The sequence below is a fragment of the Streptomyces sp. CBMA123 genome (genome assembly GCF_014596465.1).
Taxonomy (GTDB): Bacteria; Actinomycetota; Actinomycetes; order Streptomycetales; family Streptomycetaceae; genus Kitasatospora.
On the sequence record NZ_MECK01000139.1, the window covers coordinates 1 to 13882 of the forward strand.

General features: G+C 72.9%; 12 protein-coding genes and 1 pseudogene. 3 read left to right on the forward strand and 10 right to left on the reverse strand.

The window, feature by feature from the left end; all coding sequences use genetic code 11:
- Positions 1 to 106: 106 nt before the first annotated feature.
- Entirely contained in the window at positions 107 to 745 is a 639-nt protein-coding gene (locus tag BG452_RS17650; protein WP_188305272.1) for a DUF6461 domain-containing protein, read from the forward strand.
- 55 nt (positions 746 to 800) lie between these two features.
- Here the strand turns inward: BG452_RS17650 and BG452_RS17655 are convergent, their stop codons facing one another.
- Positions 801 to 1400, reverse strand: a complete 600-nt coding sequence (locus BG452_RS17655) for an HdeD family acid-resistance protein (protein WP_317621104.1) — start codon at positions 1398 to 1400, stop codon at positions 801 to 803.
- A gap of 152 nt (positions 1401 to 1552) precedes the next feature.
- On the opposite strand from BG452_RS17655, the gene BG452_RS17660 reads away from it, so the two are divergent.
- Entirely contained in the window at positions 1553 to 3427 is a 1875-nt protein-coding gene (locus tag BG452_RS17660) for an NAD-binding protein (protein WP_188305274.1), read from the forward strand.
- A 131-nt stretch (positions 3428 to 3558) separates the two neighbouring features.
- On the opposite strand, the gene BG452_RS17665 is transcribed toward BG452_RS17660, so the two are convergent.
- From BG452_RS17665 to BG452_RS17675, 4 genes and pseudogenes are all read right to left on the reverse strand, one after another.
- On the reverse strand, positions 3559 to 4344 hold the full coding sequence (locus tag BG452_RS17665) for an enoyl-CoA hydratase (RefSeq protein ID WP_188305275.1): 786 nt from the start codon (positions 4342 to 4344) through the stop codon (positions 3559 to 3561).
- A gap of 123 nt (positions 4345 to 4467) precedes the next feature.
- Positions 4468 to 4650, reverse strand: a pseudogene (locus tag BG452_RS48100) (hypothetical protein); the annotation flags it as partial.
- A 190-nt stretch (positions 4651 to 4840) separates the two neighbouring features.
- Positions 4841 to 5941, reverse strand: coding sequence for an enoyl-CoA hydratase/isomerase family protein (locus BG452_RS17670; protein WP_188305276.1), 1101 nt, complete (start codon positions 5939 to 5941; stop codon positions 4841 to 4843).
- Between the two features lie 204 nt (positions 5942 to 6145).
- Positions 6146 to 6787, reverse strand: a complete 642-nt coding sequence (locus BG452_RS17675) for a TetR/AcrR family transcriptional regulator (RefSeq protein ID WP_188305277.1) — start codon at positions 6785 to 6787, stop codon at positions 6146 to 6148.
- A 146-nt stretch (positions 6788 to 6933) separates the two neighbouring features.
- On the opposite strand from BG452_RS17675, the gene BG452_RS17680 reads away from it, so the two are divergent.
- The gene (locus BG452_RS17680; RefSeq protein ID WP_188305278.1) at positions 6934 to 7719 is read left to right on the forward strand and encodes an SDR family oxidoreductase; all 786 of its coding nucleotides are present in this window, start codon (positions 6934 to 6936) and stop codon (positions 7717 to 7719) included.
- Positions 7720 to 7889: 170 nt separating this feature from the next.
- Here the strand turns inward: BG452_RS17680 and fahA are convergent, their stop codons facing one another.
- The 5 genes from fahA to BG452_RS17705 all read right to left on the reverse strand — a co-directional run.
- Positions 7890 to 9110 carry a fumarylacetoacetase gene (fahA, locus tag BG452_RS17685; protein ID WP_188305279.1) on the reverse strand — a complete coding sequence of 407 codons (1221 nt, stop codon included), beginning with the start codon at positions 9108 to 9110 and terminating at the stop codon, positions 7890 to 7892.
- On the reverse strand, positions 9107 to 9985 hold the full coding sequence (locus tag BG452_RS17690; RefSeq protein WP_188305280.1) for a hypothetical protein: 879 nt from the start codon (positions 9983 to 9985) through the stop codon (positions 9107 to 9109). Before BG452_RS17690 ends, fahA begins: the two co-directional genes overlap by 4 nt.
- Complete coding sequence (locus tag BG452_RS17695) at positions 9982 to 11184, reverse strand: homogentisate 1,2-dioxygenase (RefSeq protein WP_188305281.1); 1203 nt, start codon at positions 11182 to 11184, stop codon at positions 9982 to 9984. The genes BG452_RS17690 and BG452_RS17695 overlap by 4 nt, the downstream gene beginning before the upstream one ends.
- Positions 11185 to 11258: 74 nt before the next feature.
- A complete protein-coding gene (gene hppD, locus BG452_RS17700) occupies positions 11259 to 12473 on the reverse strand; it encodes a 4-hydroxyphenylpyruvate dioxygenase (RefSeq protein ID WP_188305282.1) in 1215 nt (404 codons plus the stop codon).
- Between the two features lie 268 nt (positions 12474 to 12741).
- The coding region (locus tag BG452_RS17705; RefSeq protein ID WP_188305283.1) for a phosphoribosyltransferase family protein at positions 12742 to 13882 on the reverse strand (1141 nt) is incomplete at its 5' end.

Consider the following 13882-nt stretch of genomic DNA (forward strand, 5'->3'; position numbering starts at 1 on the left):
CCGGCGCGGGGTCGGCGTGGGGCCGGCGTGGGGCCGGGGCCGCCCGGCGTGGGGCCGGCGTGGGGCCGGGGCGTCCGCTGTCAGTGGGGTCTGACAGCATCACCGCATGACCGCCGCACACGCCACCGACTACACCTGGTTCGAACAGCGCTACCCCGTCCTGGGTGAGGCCTACTGCCTCGCCCAGGCCCAGGGGATCGCCGCCGACGAACTGCTGCGCCGCTTCGACGCCCTGACCGGCCGGGAGGTGACCGGGCTGGACGCGGTGGTCGCCGCCTGGGAGACCTTCGACGACGGGGAGGACGAGGAGGCCGAGAAGCTCTTCGACCTGGACGAGGACCGGTTGCTCGTCGCCGTCACCGAACTCGACGGCTGGGCCCTCGCGGTCGAGCCGTACGGCTACCTGGGCAGCCTGCCCGAGGTCATCGCCCGACTCACCGACGGCACCCGGCTGGTCTCGCACTTCCGGAACGTCAACGCGGTGGACCACTTCAACTGGTGGGAGCGGGGCGAGTGCCGGCTGCGGTTCGAGCCGCTCTTCGCCGACCAGCGGGACGGTACGGATGCCGACGCCCCCGGCACATCCGAGCTGCTGACGGCTTGTGGCTTCCGGTTGGACGGAGAGCGCGGCGAGCTGCACACCGAGGCCGCGTTCGCGCTCGCCGAGCGGCTGACCGACGTGCGGCTCGGCCCGGAACGCCTGGAAGCCGCCACCTTCCGGCTCGGCTACGCGCCCCGGCCGTAGCGGGGGCGTAGCGCGGGCCTCGGTCGGCGGCGGCCTCCGGAGCGGTCGGGGCCGGTCAGGCCCCGGACGGGATCTGCTTGGCCCGGCCGCGGACCTGGAAGGCGGTCGCGATCTCGACCACGCCCAGGACCACCAGCCAGCACCCGGCGAGTACGGTCAGCGCGGTGATCGAGCCGACCGGCCAGACCATCAGCAGCACCCCGGCCAGGGTGTTGGCCACGCCGGCGAAGGCCTGCCAGCCGCGGGCGGGCATCAGCGGGTCGGAGATCGCGGCGGCGAGCTGGGTGATGCCGCGGAACAGCCAGCCGATCCCGATCCAGAGCGCGAGCAGCAGCAGCGACTGCACCGCGCCGCGGAAGCAGAGCAGCCCGAGCAGCACGCTGATCGCGCCGCTGATGAAGGCCAGCACCCGCAGCGCGGGGGTGGCGTGGGTGCCGAACGCGGCGACCAGCTGCACGATGCCGATGACCAGCAGGTAGAGGCCGAACAGCACGCCCACCACCAGCAGGGTCTCCCGCGGCCAGACGAAGACGACGATCCCCAGGGCGAGCGAGGCGACACCAGCGGCCAGCAGGATCTGCCAGGCGGCCTTGGCGAGCAGACCGAGCGGGCCCTGTACCGGGGTTCCGTCGGGGGTGATGATCGGAGGGGCCACGGCGGCGTACTCCTCGGGTCGGGGGCAGACAACGGTCCCCAGCCTCTCGGTGCCACCGTCAGCCCGCCTGCTGGGTACGTCCGTTCGAGTGATGCTCCTCGGCTGCCGGAACGACATCCTCCGGACACCTGCCGCCGATATCATCCGTCGGTATGACTTCTGAAGGGTGGGGGACCCCTCCGGTCGAGCCGATCAGCCAGCACTACATCGTCTGCGGGGGCAACGCACTGGCCCACCGGCTGGTCCTGGAACTCGTCGAGCACTATGAAGTGCCGGTCGTCGTCCTGGTCGCCGACCGCACCCGCGACCACGCACCGCGGATCGAGCAGATCGCAGGCGTCGCGGCCCTCGTCGAGTACCCGAACATCACCGAGGAGGCGCTGCGGGCGGTGTCCATCGACACCGCCCGCGGCCTCGCCCTGGTCGAGGGCAGCGACCAGGAGAACATCCACGCCGCGCTCAGCGCCCAGGGCCACAACCCGAACATCCGGATCGTCTTCCGGATGTTCAACCAGCGCCTCGGCGAGAACATCGAACGGCTCCTCAGGAACGGGGCCGCGCTCTCCGGCTCGGCCACCGCGGCCCCGGCCTTCGCCGCCGCCGCGCTCGGACGGCCCAACTCGGTCGAGATCGGCGGTCGTTACCTGCACATCGCCTTCGACGACGCCATCACCTCGGACCGGATCTGCGTGGTCGCCGACCACGTCGACCGGCAGGACCTCAGCAAGATCCGGCTGCTGCCGGAGCAGGAGGGCGACTCGGCCGAATTCGTCCGGCTCGCCAGCGAGTTCGGCGATGACGGGCCGGTCCGGCCGGGCGGGGTGCGGCGCGAAGCGGCGCCGGTGCCCGTCTCGGCGCCCGGGTCCGAGTCCGAAGCCGAGCCTGGGGCTCAGCCCGAAGCCGGACCCGAAACGGCGGCGCCGACCGGCGGGATCGCCGCGTTGCAGGCGATCCGGATGGAACCGCGGGAGCCGATCAACTGGGTGCGGCGGCTGCGCTGGCGGCTGCTCGACACCATGCGCTTCTTCACCAGCGCCCGGATGCGGTTGGTGCTGCTCACCGCGCTCGCCGCGGTGCTGATGGCCTTCAGCGTGCTCTGGTACCTCAGCCGGGACTTCGGCTGGACCGTCTACATCTCCCTGCTCGACCTGGCCGGCGCCGCCCAGCCCGACCAGCAGGCGGACATCGTTGCCGGGACGGGGACGGGCGGCGTCTGGCAGCGGGTCGCCCAGGTGGTGATCACCATCTGCGGGATCACCTTCGCGCCGGTCGCCACCGCCATCGCGGTCGAGGTGCTCGGCTCCGGGCGGCGCGGACTGCCCCGCAACCCGAGCGCGGGCACCCGGGACCACGTGATCGTCGTCGGACTCGGCAACGTCGGCACCCGGGTCGCGACCCAACTGCACGAGATGGGGGTGCCGGTGGTCTGCCTGGAGCGGGACCCGCAGGCCCGGGGCATCGCCGCCGCCCGGGCGCTCGGCATCCCGGTGGTGCTGGGCGACGGACCGTTCGAGGAACAGCTGCGCCGGGCCCGGCTGAAGCACAGCCGGGCGGTGGTCGCGGTCAGCGGGGACGACGCCACCAACCTGGAGGCGGCGCTGGAGGCGCGGCACGGCAACTCCGACGTCCGGGTGGTGGTGCGGCTGTTCGACGACAACTTCGCCGGTCACTTCTACAAGACGCTGGACAACGCGGCCTCCCGCTCGGTCTCCTACCTGGCCGCGCCCGCCTTTGCCGCCGCCCTGATGGGCAGTGAGGTGCGCGGGACGCTCTCGGTGTTCCGGCACGTGCTGCTGATCGCGGAGCTGACGGTGGAGGACGGCAGCGGGCTGATCGGCCTGAACCGGCACGACCTGGAGGACCCGGGCGGCGTCCGGGTGATCGCCGTCCGCTTCGCCCGCAGCAACGAGCTGCACTGGGGCTTCGCGGACCGCACCCGGCGGCTGGCCCCGGGCGACCGCATCGTGGTCGCCGCCACCCGCATCGGGCTGGCGCGGCTGAACACGGTGCTGGTGGAGGAGGGGTGAGGGCGGCCGGCTGACGGCGGACGGGTGACAGCAAACGGCAAACAGCTGACAGCAAACAGATTTCAGATGATGAAAGCTGTTTGCTGTCAGCTGTCCCCGCGTCAGCCTCCGCGCCTGTCGCGACGTCCCCGTCAGCGGTTCTCGAACTTCGGCGCCCGCTTCTCGGCGAAGGCGGCCATGCCCTCCTTCTGGTCCGCCGTCGCGAACACCGCGTGGAACAGTCGGCGCTCGAAGCGGACGCCCTCGGCGAGCGTCGTCTCGAAGGCGCGGTTGACGCTCTCCTTGAGCATCACGGCCGCCGTGGTCGACATCCCGGCGACGGTCTCGGCGGTGGCCAGCGCCTCGTCGAGCAGCTGGTCGGCCGGGACGATCCGGGCAACCAGCCCGGCCCGCTCGGCCTCCTCGGCGCCCATCATCCGGCCGGTCAGGCACAGGTCCATCGCCTTCGCCTTGCCGATGGCGCGGGTGAGACGCTGCGAGCCGCCGATGCCGGGGAGCACCCCGAGCTTGATCTCCGGCTGCCCGAACTTCGCGGTGTCCGCCGCCAGCAGGATGTCGCACATCATCGCCAGCTCGCAGCCGCCGCCGAGCGCGAACCCGGCCACCGCCGCGACCACGGGCTTGCGCAGCGCGCCGAGCCGGTCCCACGGGCCCAGCCAGTCGTCCAGGTAGACGTCCGGGAACCGGTTGTCCTGCATCTCCTTGATGTCGGCGCCGGCCGCGAAGGCCTTCTCCGAGCCGGTGATCACCAGACAGCCGATCTCCGGGTCCCGGTCGAACGCGGTGGCGGCGGTCACCACCTCGTTCATCAGCTGGGTGTTCAGCGCGTTGAGCGCCTTGGGCCGGTTGAGCGTGATCAGCCCGACCCGGCCCTTGCGCTCGACCAGGATCGTCTCGTAAGTCTCGGTCTCGGTCATCGCCGTTACTTCCATTCCGCTGCTCGGCCATTCCGCTGCTCTGCGCCGCGCGGGCGCGCCCTGACCACCCCACGATCTACGACGCGCCCCGCCTCGCGCCAGTCTTGACATGCGAGACGCCGGTCACCAGAGCGGCGAAGAGATCAGAACCGGACGCCGTGGCGCTCCGCCGCCCGCCGCCCGCCGCCCGGTCTCGGCCTTGAGCTGTCCCCGGCGGGCCAGTGCGGCCGGCGCGGCGACCGTCACCGACTCGGCGTCCACCCCGAAGTGCCGCCGGTTCGCCGTCCGGCTGTCCGAGAGCCCGAAGCGGGCGGCGCGGTGCGGCCGCCGAGCAGGCCCTCCAGCAGCGGCCCGCGCACCTGCTCGCCGAGCGGCACCCGGGACAGCGGATCGGCGCCCCCGGCCGGCGCCCCCGGCCGGCGCCGTCGTCGGCGTCGGGTGGGTCATGGCGTTCTCCGGGCGTTCCGGAAAGGGGAGTTGGTGGGGTAGGGCCCGGTCAGGCCAGGCCCAGCTCGTCGTCCTCGCGTGGGGCGAGGAAGCGGGCGACGTCGGCCGCCGTCACCCCGGCCAGCGTGCGCGGCGACCACTGCGGGTCGCGGTCCTTGTCGATCACCTGGGCGCGGATGCCCTCGGCCAGGTCCGGACCGTCCAGCGCGGCGCAGGAGATGCGGTACTCCTGGTCCAGCGCGGCCTCCAGTGAGGGCAGGGTGCGGGCCCGGCGCAGCGCGGCCAGGGTGACCTTGACGGCGGTGGGGGAGTTCCCGAGGATCTGGTCGGCGTACTCCTTCGCCTCCGGCACACCGGAGTCGAGCAGCCGCTCGACGATCTCCTCGACGGTGTCGGCCGCGTAGCAGGCGTCGATCCAGTCGCGCTGTGCGGCGAGTCCGGCGAGTCCGGCGAGCCCGGTGGCTGCGGCTGCGGCTTCGGTGGGCGGTGCGGGCTCGGCGTGGGCGGCGACGGTCGCGGCCGGGTCGGTGCTGTGGGCCAGGGCGTCGAACAGCTCGGGCAGGCGCGCGGACGGGACGAAGTGGTCCGCGAAGCCGCACAGCAGCGCGTCGCCGGGGCCCATCGAGGCGGAGGTGAGCCCGAGGTGGGTGCCCAACTCGCCCGGGGCGCGGGCGAGCAGGAGGCTGCCACCGACGTCCGGGACGAGTCCGATCCGGGTCTCCGGCATCGCGATCACGGAGCGTTCGGTGACGATGCGCAGCGCGGCGTGGGCGGACAGGCCGATGCCGCCGCCCATCGTGATGCCGTCCATCACCGCGACGAACGGCTTCGGGTAGCGGCCGATCAGGGCGTTCAGCCGGTACTCGTCGCGGAAGAACGCGCGGGTGCCGGCCCCGCCGGCCGTGACGTCGGCGTGCATCGCCCGGAGGTCCGCGCCCGCGCACAGGCCGCGCTCCCCGGCGCCGGTCAGGACGACGGCACGCACCCGGTCGTCGGCGGCCCAGGCGTCCAGCGTCGTGCGGATGGCGGTGATCATGCCGTGGGTCAGCGAGTTGAGGGCCCTCGGGCGGTTCAGCATGATCCGGCCGAGGCCGCCGTCGCCGTCCAGGACGGCCTGGACCTCCGCCGCCGCGCTGGTCTCTGCGCCCATCGGAACCGCTCCCGTCCCCTCGGTGATCTCGCCTTCCGCCGTCCACGGTACCGGGGCGGGTGGGGCGTTGTGATCACGAGGCCGCCCTGACCGGGGGAGTGGGCCGCGCGGCCGCTGTGATCGAGGGCCGGCTCCGGGCGGCCCGGCGTTACGGCCCGGGTGTCACGGTCCGCCTGTCACAGTCCGGGTGTCACGGCCTGGCGGTCACGGCCAGGCGCGCAGGGCGAGTTCGGCGACGCGGGTCAGGTCCTCGGCGGTGGCGCCGTCACGGGCCTGCTGGGACATGCCCTGGATGACCGTGGCGAGGTACCCGGCCAGCGCCTCCGGGTCGGCCTCGGGCGGCAGTTCGCCGTCCTGCCGGGCCGTGTGCAGCCGCTCCTCGAAGACCCGCCGGTTCGCGTTGCGCAGGTCGCGCAGGTGGGCCTGGATCCCGGCGTCCTGGGGGCTGACGTTGGTGGCGGCGGTGATCACCAGGCAACCGGCCGGGTGGGACGGGTCCGGGTAGATCGCGGCGGCCTCGCGCAGGATGCGGGCGAAGGCCGCGCGGGCGCCGGTCTCCTCGGCCAGCGCGACGCCGACGAAGGCGCCCACGGGGGAGTGCCCGTACCGGCGGACGACCTCCTCGAAGAGCGTGCGCTTGTCGCCGAAGGCGGCGTAGAGGCTGCCGGGGCGGATGCCCATGGCGGTGGTGAGGTCGGTGACGGAGGTCGCCTCGTAGCCGCGCTCCCAGAACAGCCGGGTGGCCGCTGTCAGGGCCTCCTCCCGGTCGAAGGCCGGCGGTCGGCCGCGCCGGGCGCGGGGCGCCGGGCCGGTGGTCGTGGGGTCGGGTGTCGCGGCCTCGGTCATGGGATGGATTTTAGAGCAGTCACTCAAGAAGTGTGTGCTAGGTTCTTTCTTGAGCGATCGCTCAAGAAATATCCGGACGCGACCAACGGGGATGCAATCCGGACGCAAACCGGATGCGACTCGACACAACAGGAGGGGGCTCGGTCATGGGTTCGAGCACGGGCGGATACGGGCTTCGGGGCAAGGTGGCGCTGGTCACCGGCGGCAGCAGGGGGATCGGCCGGGCGATCGCCCGCCGGCTCGGACGGGACGGCGCCACCGTCGCGGTGGGCTACGCCCGGGACGAGGTGGCGGCGCGGGAGGTGGTCGAGGGGATCCGGGCCGACGGAGGGCGGGCCTTCGCGCTGCGCGCCGAACTGGGACGGCACGGTGACGCGGCCGCGCTGTGGGCGGCCTTCGATGCGGAGGTCGGGGCGCACGCGCCCGCCGGCGGGGTCGACATCATCGTGAACAACGCCGGGATCGGGCGCAGTTCGGACCTCGCGACGCTGACCGAGGAGGGCTTCGACGAGGTGTTCGCGGTGAACGTCCGGGCGCCGTTCTTCGTCGTGAAGCACGGGCTGGAGCGGCTGCGGGACGGCGGGCGGATCATCAACGTGTCGAGTGGGGCGGCCCGGCTCGCGATGCCGGAGATCATCGCCTACGGCGCGACCAAGGGCGCGCTGGACACCTTCACGCTCAACCTCGCCAAGCAGCTCGGCCCGCGCGGCATCACGGCCAACTCGGTCGCGCCCGGCGTGGTGGACACCGACGTCAACGCGGGCTGGCTGCGCGGCAATCCGGAGGCGGAGGCGCACGCGGCCGCACTCGCCGCGCTCGGCCGGGTCGGGCAGCCGGAGGACATCGCGGACATCGTCGCCTTCCTGGCCTCGGACGACGCGCGCTGGGTCACCGGCCGGGTCATCGACGCCACGGGCGGTGCAGGGCTGTAAGCGGGGTCGTGCGGCCGAGGCGGGGGCGGCGCGCACAGGAGTGGGCAAACGGATAACAGCTGACGGATGACAGATAACAGCTGACAGAGTTCAGATGATGAAATCTGTCAGCTGTCCGCTGTTGTCTGTCAGCTGTTGTCCGTACTCCGCTGGTCGTCACCCGCGAGCCGTCAGCCCCGCACCCGCCCGGAGACCTCGCCGAAGCCGACCACCGCGCCGTCCGCTCCCGGGGCCGTCGCCGTGATGACGACCTCGTCGCCGTCCTCCAGGAAGGTCCGGGTCGTGCCGTCCGGCAGCTTGAGCGGCTCCTCGCCGTTCCAGGTCAGCTCGATCAGCGCGCCCCGGGTGTCCGGCTCCGGCCCGCTGACCGTCCCCGAGGCGAACAGGTCGCCGGTGCGCAGCGAGGCGCCGTTGACGGTCATGTGGGTCAGCTGCTGCTGTGCCGTCCAGTACATGGAGGCGAACGGCGGGCGCGAGACCAGGTGCCCGTTCAGCCGGACCTCCATGGCCAGGTCCAGGCCCCACGGCTCGCCGCCGCGGTCGTCCAGGTAGGCCAGCGGCTCGACGTCGCGCTCCGGCGGGGTGACCCGGGCGTGCTGCAGGGCGTCCAGCGGCACGATCCACGGCGAGATCGAGGTCGCGAAGGACTTCCCCAGGAACGGGCCGAGCGGCACGTACTCCCAGGCCTGGATGTCGCGCGCCGACCAGTCGTTGAGCAGGCAGACGCCGAACACGTGCTCGCGGAAGTCGTCCAGCACGACCGGCCGGCCCAGCTCGGACGGCGCGCCGACGACGAAGCCGACCTCGGCCTCGATGTCCAGCCGGCGGGTCGGCCCGAAGGTCGGCGCCGCGTCGGCGGGTGCCTTGCGCTGCCCGTGCGGACGCACCACCGGCGTGCCGGACACCACGACCGTGCCCGCCCGCCCGTGGTAACCGATCGGCAGGTGCTTCCAGTTGGGGGTCAGCGGCTCCGAGCCCGGACGGAAGATCCGGCCCAGGTTGGTGGCGTGGTGCTCGGAGGCGTAGAAGTCGACGTAGTCCGCGACCTCGAACGGCAGGTGCAGTTCGACCTTGTCGGCCGGCAGCAGCGCCGGCGACAGCGCCGCGCGGAAGGACTCGTCCGTCAGCCAGCTGGTGAGGTCGGCGCGCACCTGCGTCCAGGTCGAACGCCCGGCCGCCATCAGCGGGTTGAGCGAATCGGCGTCCAGCAGCACCGACGGCGCCCCGGCCGCGCGGGCGGCGGCCCCGGCGTCCAGTACGAAGTCCCCGACGCGCACGCCGATCCGGCGCTGCCCGGGCCGGTCGGCCGCCGTGAAGACGCCGTACGGCAGGTTGTGCACGCCGAACGGCGAGTCCTGGGTGCCGGCCAGCCAGCTGCGGGGGGTGCTCAACGGTCCTCCTGGAGGAGTGGACTGGGCGACAGCAGGCCGAGTGCGGCCAGGTCGTCCAGGGGTTCGGCGACGCTACAGGTGCCGAACGCGGTGAACGAGTTGCGGATCACCGTAACCTGGTGCCCGCTCAGGGCGTGGACGGCCTTGGCCAGCGCCTCGCCGTCGCGTTCGGCCAGTACCTCGGCGGCCGCGGCGCGGTCCGTCTCCTGGGCGGCCAGCAGGACGTTGAGGAAGCCGTGGTGCTCGAAGCCGGTCTGCGGGTCGGTGTGCCGGACGGCGTTGTGCAGCCCCGCCGTGCACTTGTACGGCAGGCCGCGCTGCGCGCAGCCGGTGAGGAAGGCGGCCAGCTCGTCCTCGTCCGGGAACGCCTCCGCGACGACGCCGCCGGTGCGGAACTTGGCCCGGTAGGCGCTGTCGACCAGGGCGTCCAGGACCTCGTCCAGGCCGTCCCCGCGCAGGAGTTCGCGCGGGACCTCGACGGCGGCGGGTACGTCCGGCGGCAGCAGCCGGTCCAGTTCGGCCACGGCCTCCGGCACGTCCCGGGTGGCGAGCTCGACGCCCGCGACCTCGAAGGGTGCGGCGGCGGTGAGCGCCGGCCCGAGCTCGGCGCTGCCCCCCGGCAGCACCAGCCCGACCCTGAGCGGCCCGGTGCCCGCCACCGCCGCGGCCAGTTCGCCCAACCGGCCCGCCCCGCACAGGAACGGGCCGACCGCGTCGGCGTACCAGGCCGTGCGGTGGGCGCGGTGCGCGGGCACCGCCTCGGCGACCGGCAGGTTCCCCGGGGGGAACACCGCCGCGTCGTCGAGGAGCCCGCGGAACAGCTCCGGGATCGGGGAAGCGGCCGCGGCGGGGAACACGGGGGTGCCGGCGCTCATCGCCCGGGCCCCCGACCCGCCCACGTCCAGGCGTAGTTGGCGTCCTCGGTGGCCCGTCCGCCCTCGCCGAGCTCCAGCGGGCGGAAGGTGTCCACCATGACCGCCAGCTCGTCGAAGAACTCCACGCCGATGCTGCGCTCGTACGCGCCCGGCTGCGGCCCGTGGGTGTGCCCGCCCGGGTGCAGCGAGATGGAGCCCTGGCCGATGCCGGAGCCCTTGCGGGCCGCGTAGTCGCCGCCGCAGTAGAACATGACCTCGTCGCTGTCCACGTTGGCGTGGTAGTACGGCACCGGGATCGACAGCGGGTGGTAATCCACCTTGCGGGGAACGAAGTTGCAGATCACGAAGTTGTTGCCCTCGAACACCTGGTGGGCCGGCGGCGGCTGGTGCACCCGCCCGGTGATCGGCTCGAAGTCCCGGATGTTGAAGGCGTACGGGTAGAGGCAGCCGTCCCAGCCGACCACGTCGAAGGGGTGGTGCGGCACGGTGTAGCGGGTGCCCGAAACCCCGTTCGGGCCACGGTGCTTGACCAGCACGTCGACGTCCCCGGGGGTGTCGACCACGAGCGGCCCGACCGGCCCGCGGAAGTCCCGCTCGCAGTACGGCGCGTGCTCCAGCAGCTGCCCGTACTTGGAGAGGTAGCGCTTGACCGGGGTGATGTGGCTGTTGGCCTCGATGCAGTAGGCGCGCAGCGGCTCGTCCCCGGACGGCACCCAGCGGTGGGTGGTGGCGCGCGGGATGATGACGTAGTCGCCCTGGCCGACCTCGATCGAGCCGAAGACCGTCTCGACCGTGCCCGCGCCGGACTCCACGTACACGCACTCGTCGCCGAGCCCGTTGCGGTACAGCTCGCTCGGGGCCCCGGCGGCGACGTACGAGATCCGCACGTCGCCGTTGCCGAGGACGAGGCGGCGGCTGCCGACGACGTCCGCGGACTTCCACTCCTGGTCCGCGAACAGCTCGTGCAGCTTGAGGTGGCGGGGGAGCAGGGGATGGTTGGGCACCGTGGACTGGTCGGGCAGCTCCCAGGGCGCCGCGTCGACCACCGCCGAGGGGATGCCCCGGTGGTAGAGCAGCGACGAGTCGGAGGAGAACCCCTCCTCGCCCATCAACTCCTCGTAGTACAGCCCGCCTTCGGGTGTGCGGTGCTGGGTGTGCCGCTTGGGCGGGATGCTGCCCAGCTGCCGGTAGTACGCCATCTCCGTGCTCCTCCTCGACCGTCCGTCAGGGCGGGCGTCAATCAGGGCCGCCGTCAATCAGGGTAGGCCGACGCTCACAGGTTGCCGCGAAGGTCCTGCTCGCGCTCGATGGACTCGAACAGCGCCTTGAAGTTGCCCTTGCCGAAGCCCAGCGAACCGTGCCGCTCGATGAACTCGTAGAAGACGGTGGGGCGGTCGCCGATCGGCTTGGTGAAGATCTGCAGCAGGTAGCCGTCCTCGTCGCGGTCCACCAGGATGCCGCGCTTCTTCAGCTCCTCGATCGGCACCCGGACCTTGCCGATCCGCTCGCGCAGCTCCGGGTCGTCGTAGTAGGCGTCCGGGGTGTTGAGGAACTCGACGCCGCGCGAGCGCAGCACGTCCACGGTGGTGAGGATGTCGTTGGTGGCGAGCGCCATGTGCTGGCAGCCGGGGCCGGTGTAGAACTCCAGGTACTCGTCGATCTGGGACTTCTTCTTGGCGATGGCCGGCTCGTTGAGCGGGAACTTCACCCGGTGGTTGCCGCTGGCGACGACCTTGGACATCAGGGCGGAGTACTCGGTGGCGATGTCGTCGCCGACGAACTCGGCCATGTTCACGAAGCCCATGACCCGGTTGTAGAACTGGACCCACTCGTCCATCCGGCCCAGCTCGACGTTGCCGACGGCGTGGTCGAGGGCCTGGAACAGGCGCTTGGGCGAGCCCTCCGGGTGGACGACGGTGCTCTTGGCGACGACGTAGCCCGGCAGGTACGGGCCGCTGTAGCGGGAGCGGTCGATCAGGGTGTGGCGGGTCTCGCCGTAGGTGGCGATGGCCGCGCGGCGCACGGTGCCGTTCTCGTCCGAGACGTCGTTCGGCTCCTCGAGGATGGTGGCGCCGCTGGCGCGGGCGTGCTCGATGCACTTGTCGACGTCCGGGACCTCCAGGGCGAGGTCGACCACGCCGTCGCCGTGGCGGCGGTGGTGCTCCAGCAGGACGCTGTCCGGCTGGACGCCGCCCTTGATCACGAAGCGGCAGGAGCCGGAGCGCAGCACGTAGGCCTTGCGGTCGCGGCGGCCGGTCTCCGGGCCGGAGTAGGCGACCAGCTCCATGCCGAACACGACCTGGTAGAACTGGGCCGTCTGGGTGGCGTTGCCGACCACGAAGACGACCGCGTCCTGCGCGGTGACCGGGAACGGGTCGGACGCCTGGTCGTGCTCGACGAGGCCGACCAGGCGGCGCAGCTGGTCGGCGTCGAGGCCGGCCTCGCGCTCCTCGGGTGTCAGCTCAAGGGCCTGGGACTGCGGGGTCATCGCTCGTTCCTCCACTCAGGGCCTCGGCGTTGAGGCTTCCGGGGGTTTCCGGGGGCTCGGGGCCTTCCGGTTCGGATCGCGTGGATCGCTGCCGCACGGCGACGGGTGGGCGGTGCGGTTGCGCAGAGCTTGCTCCTGTCGTGAGGGTTGGGCAACAGGTCGGTTTTTCACTGCTCAATGTGTACAAGCTGATCAGGGAATCCCGGCTGGAGCTGCGCAATATGTGCTGCCTCCGGGCGGTGGTCGCACGAAATCTGCGCAACCGGCTCTACCTGCCGTCGGCGGGCGGTACGCCGTCGGTCGGCAGGTGCCGCAGGAACCAGTCCCCGGCCAGCTCAGCGGCCTGGTCGAGGGTGCCCGGCTCCTCGAACAGGTGGCTCGCGCGCGGCACCACCGCCAGCTCGCTCGCCCCGCCCAGCAGGGCCCGGGCCCGCCGGTTGAGGTCGAGCACGGTGGCGTCCAGCGCGCCGACCACGAGCAGCGTCGGCGCGCCGACCCGGCCCAGGACGTCCGGCCCGGCGAGGTCCGGGCGCCCGCCCCGGGAGACCACGGCGCGCACCGTCGGGCCCAGTTCGGCGGCGGTGTACAGCGCGGCGGCCGCGCCGGTGCTGGCGCCGAACAGGCCCAGCGGCAGGCCGCCCACCCCCTCGGTGCGGTCCAGCTCCCGGGCGACGGCGGTCAGCCGCTCGCCGAGCAGGGCGACGTCGAACACCTTGCGCCGGTCCGGCTCCTCGTCCTCGGTGAGCAGGTCGAACAGCAGGGTGCCCAGCCCGGCCCGGTTCAGATGGCGGGCGACGTGCCGGTTGCGCGGACTGTGCCGGCCGCTGCCGCTGCCGTGCGCGAACACCACCACCCCGCGCGCCCCGGCCGGGACGGTCAGTCGGCCGGCCAGCCGGACCCCGGCGACGGGCAGCGGCAGCTCGCGGTCGATGGCGGTGTCCGGCCGCTCGCCCCGGGCCTCGGCCAGCAGCCGCAGCACCTCCTCGTCGCCGGTCTGGGTGAAGTCGGCGTAGAACTCGCCGATCGCGAAGAACGGCGACGGCGTGTCGACGCAGACCAGCTCGTCCGCCACCTCGGACAGCCGCTCCGTCCAGTCCCGGGGCGCCACCGGGACGGCGAGCACCACCCGGGCCGCGCCGCGCGCCCGGACGATCCGGCAGGCGGCCCGGGCCGTGGAGCCGGTGGCGATACCGTCGTCCACCACGACCACCGTGCGCCCGCGCAGGTCGGCGGCCGGGCGGTCACCCCGGTAGCGGCGGGCCCGGCGCTCCAGCTCGGCGCGCTCGCGCCGCTCCACCTGCGCCAACTGCTCCCCGCCGACCCCGGCGAGCCGGATGACCTGCTCGTTCAGCACCCGGACGCCGTCCTCGCCGATCGCCCCCATGCCCAGCTCGGGCTGGTACGGCACG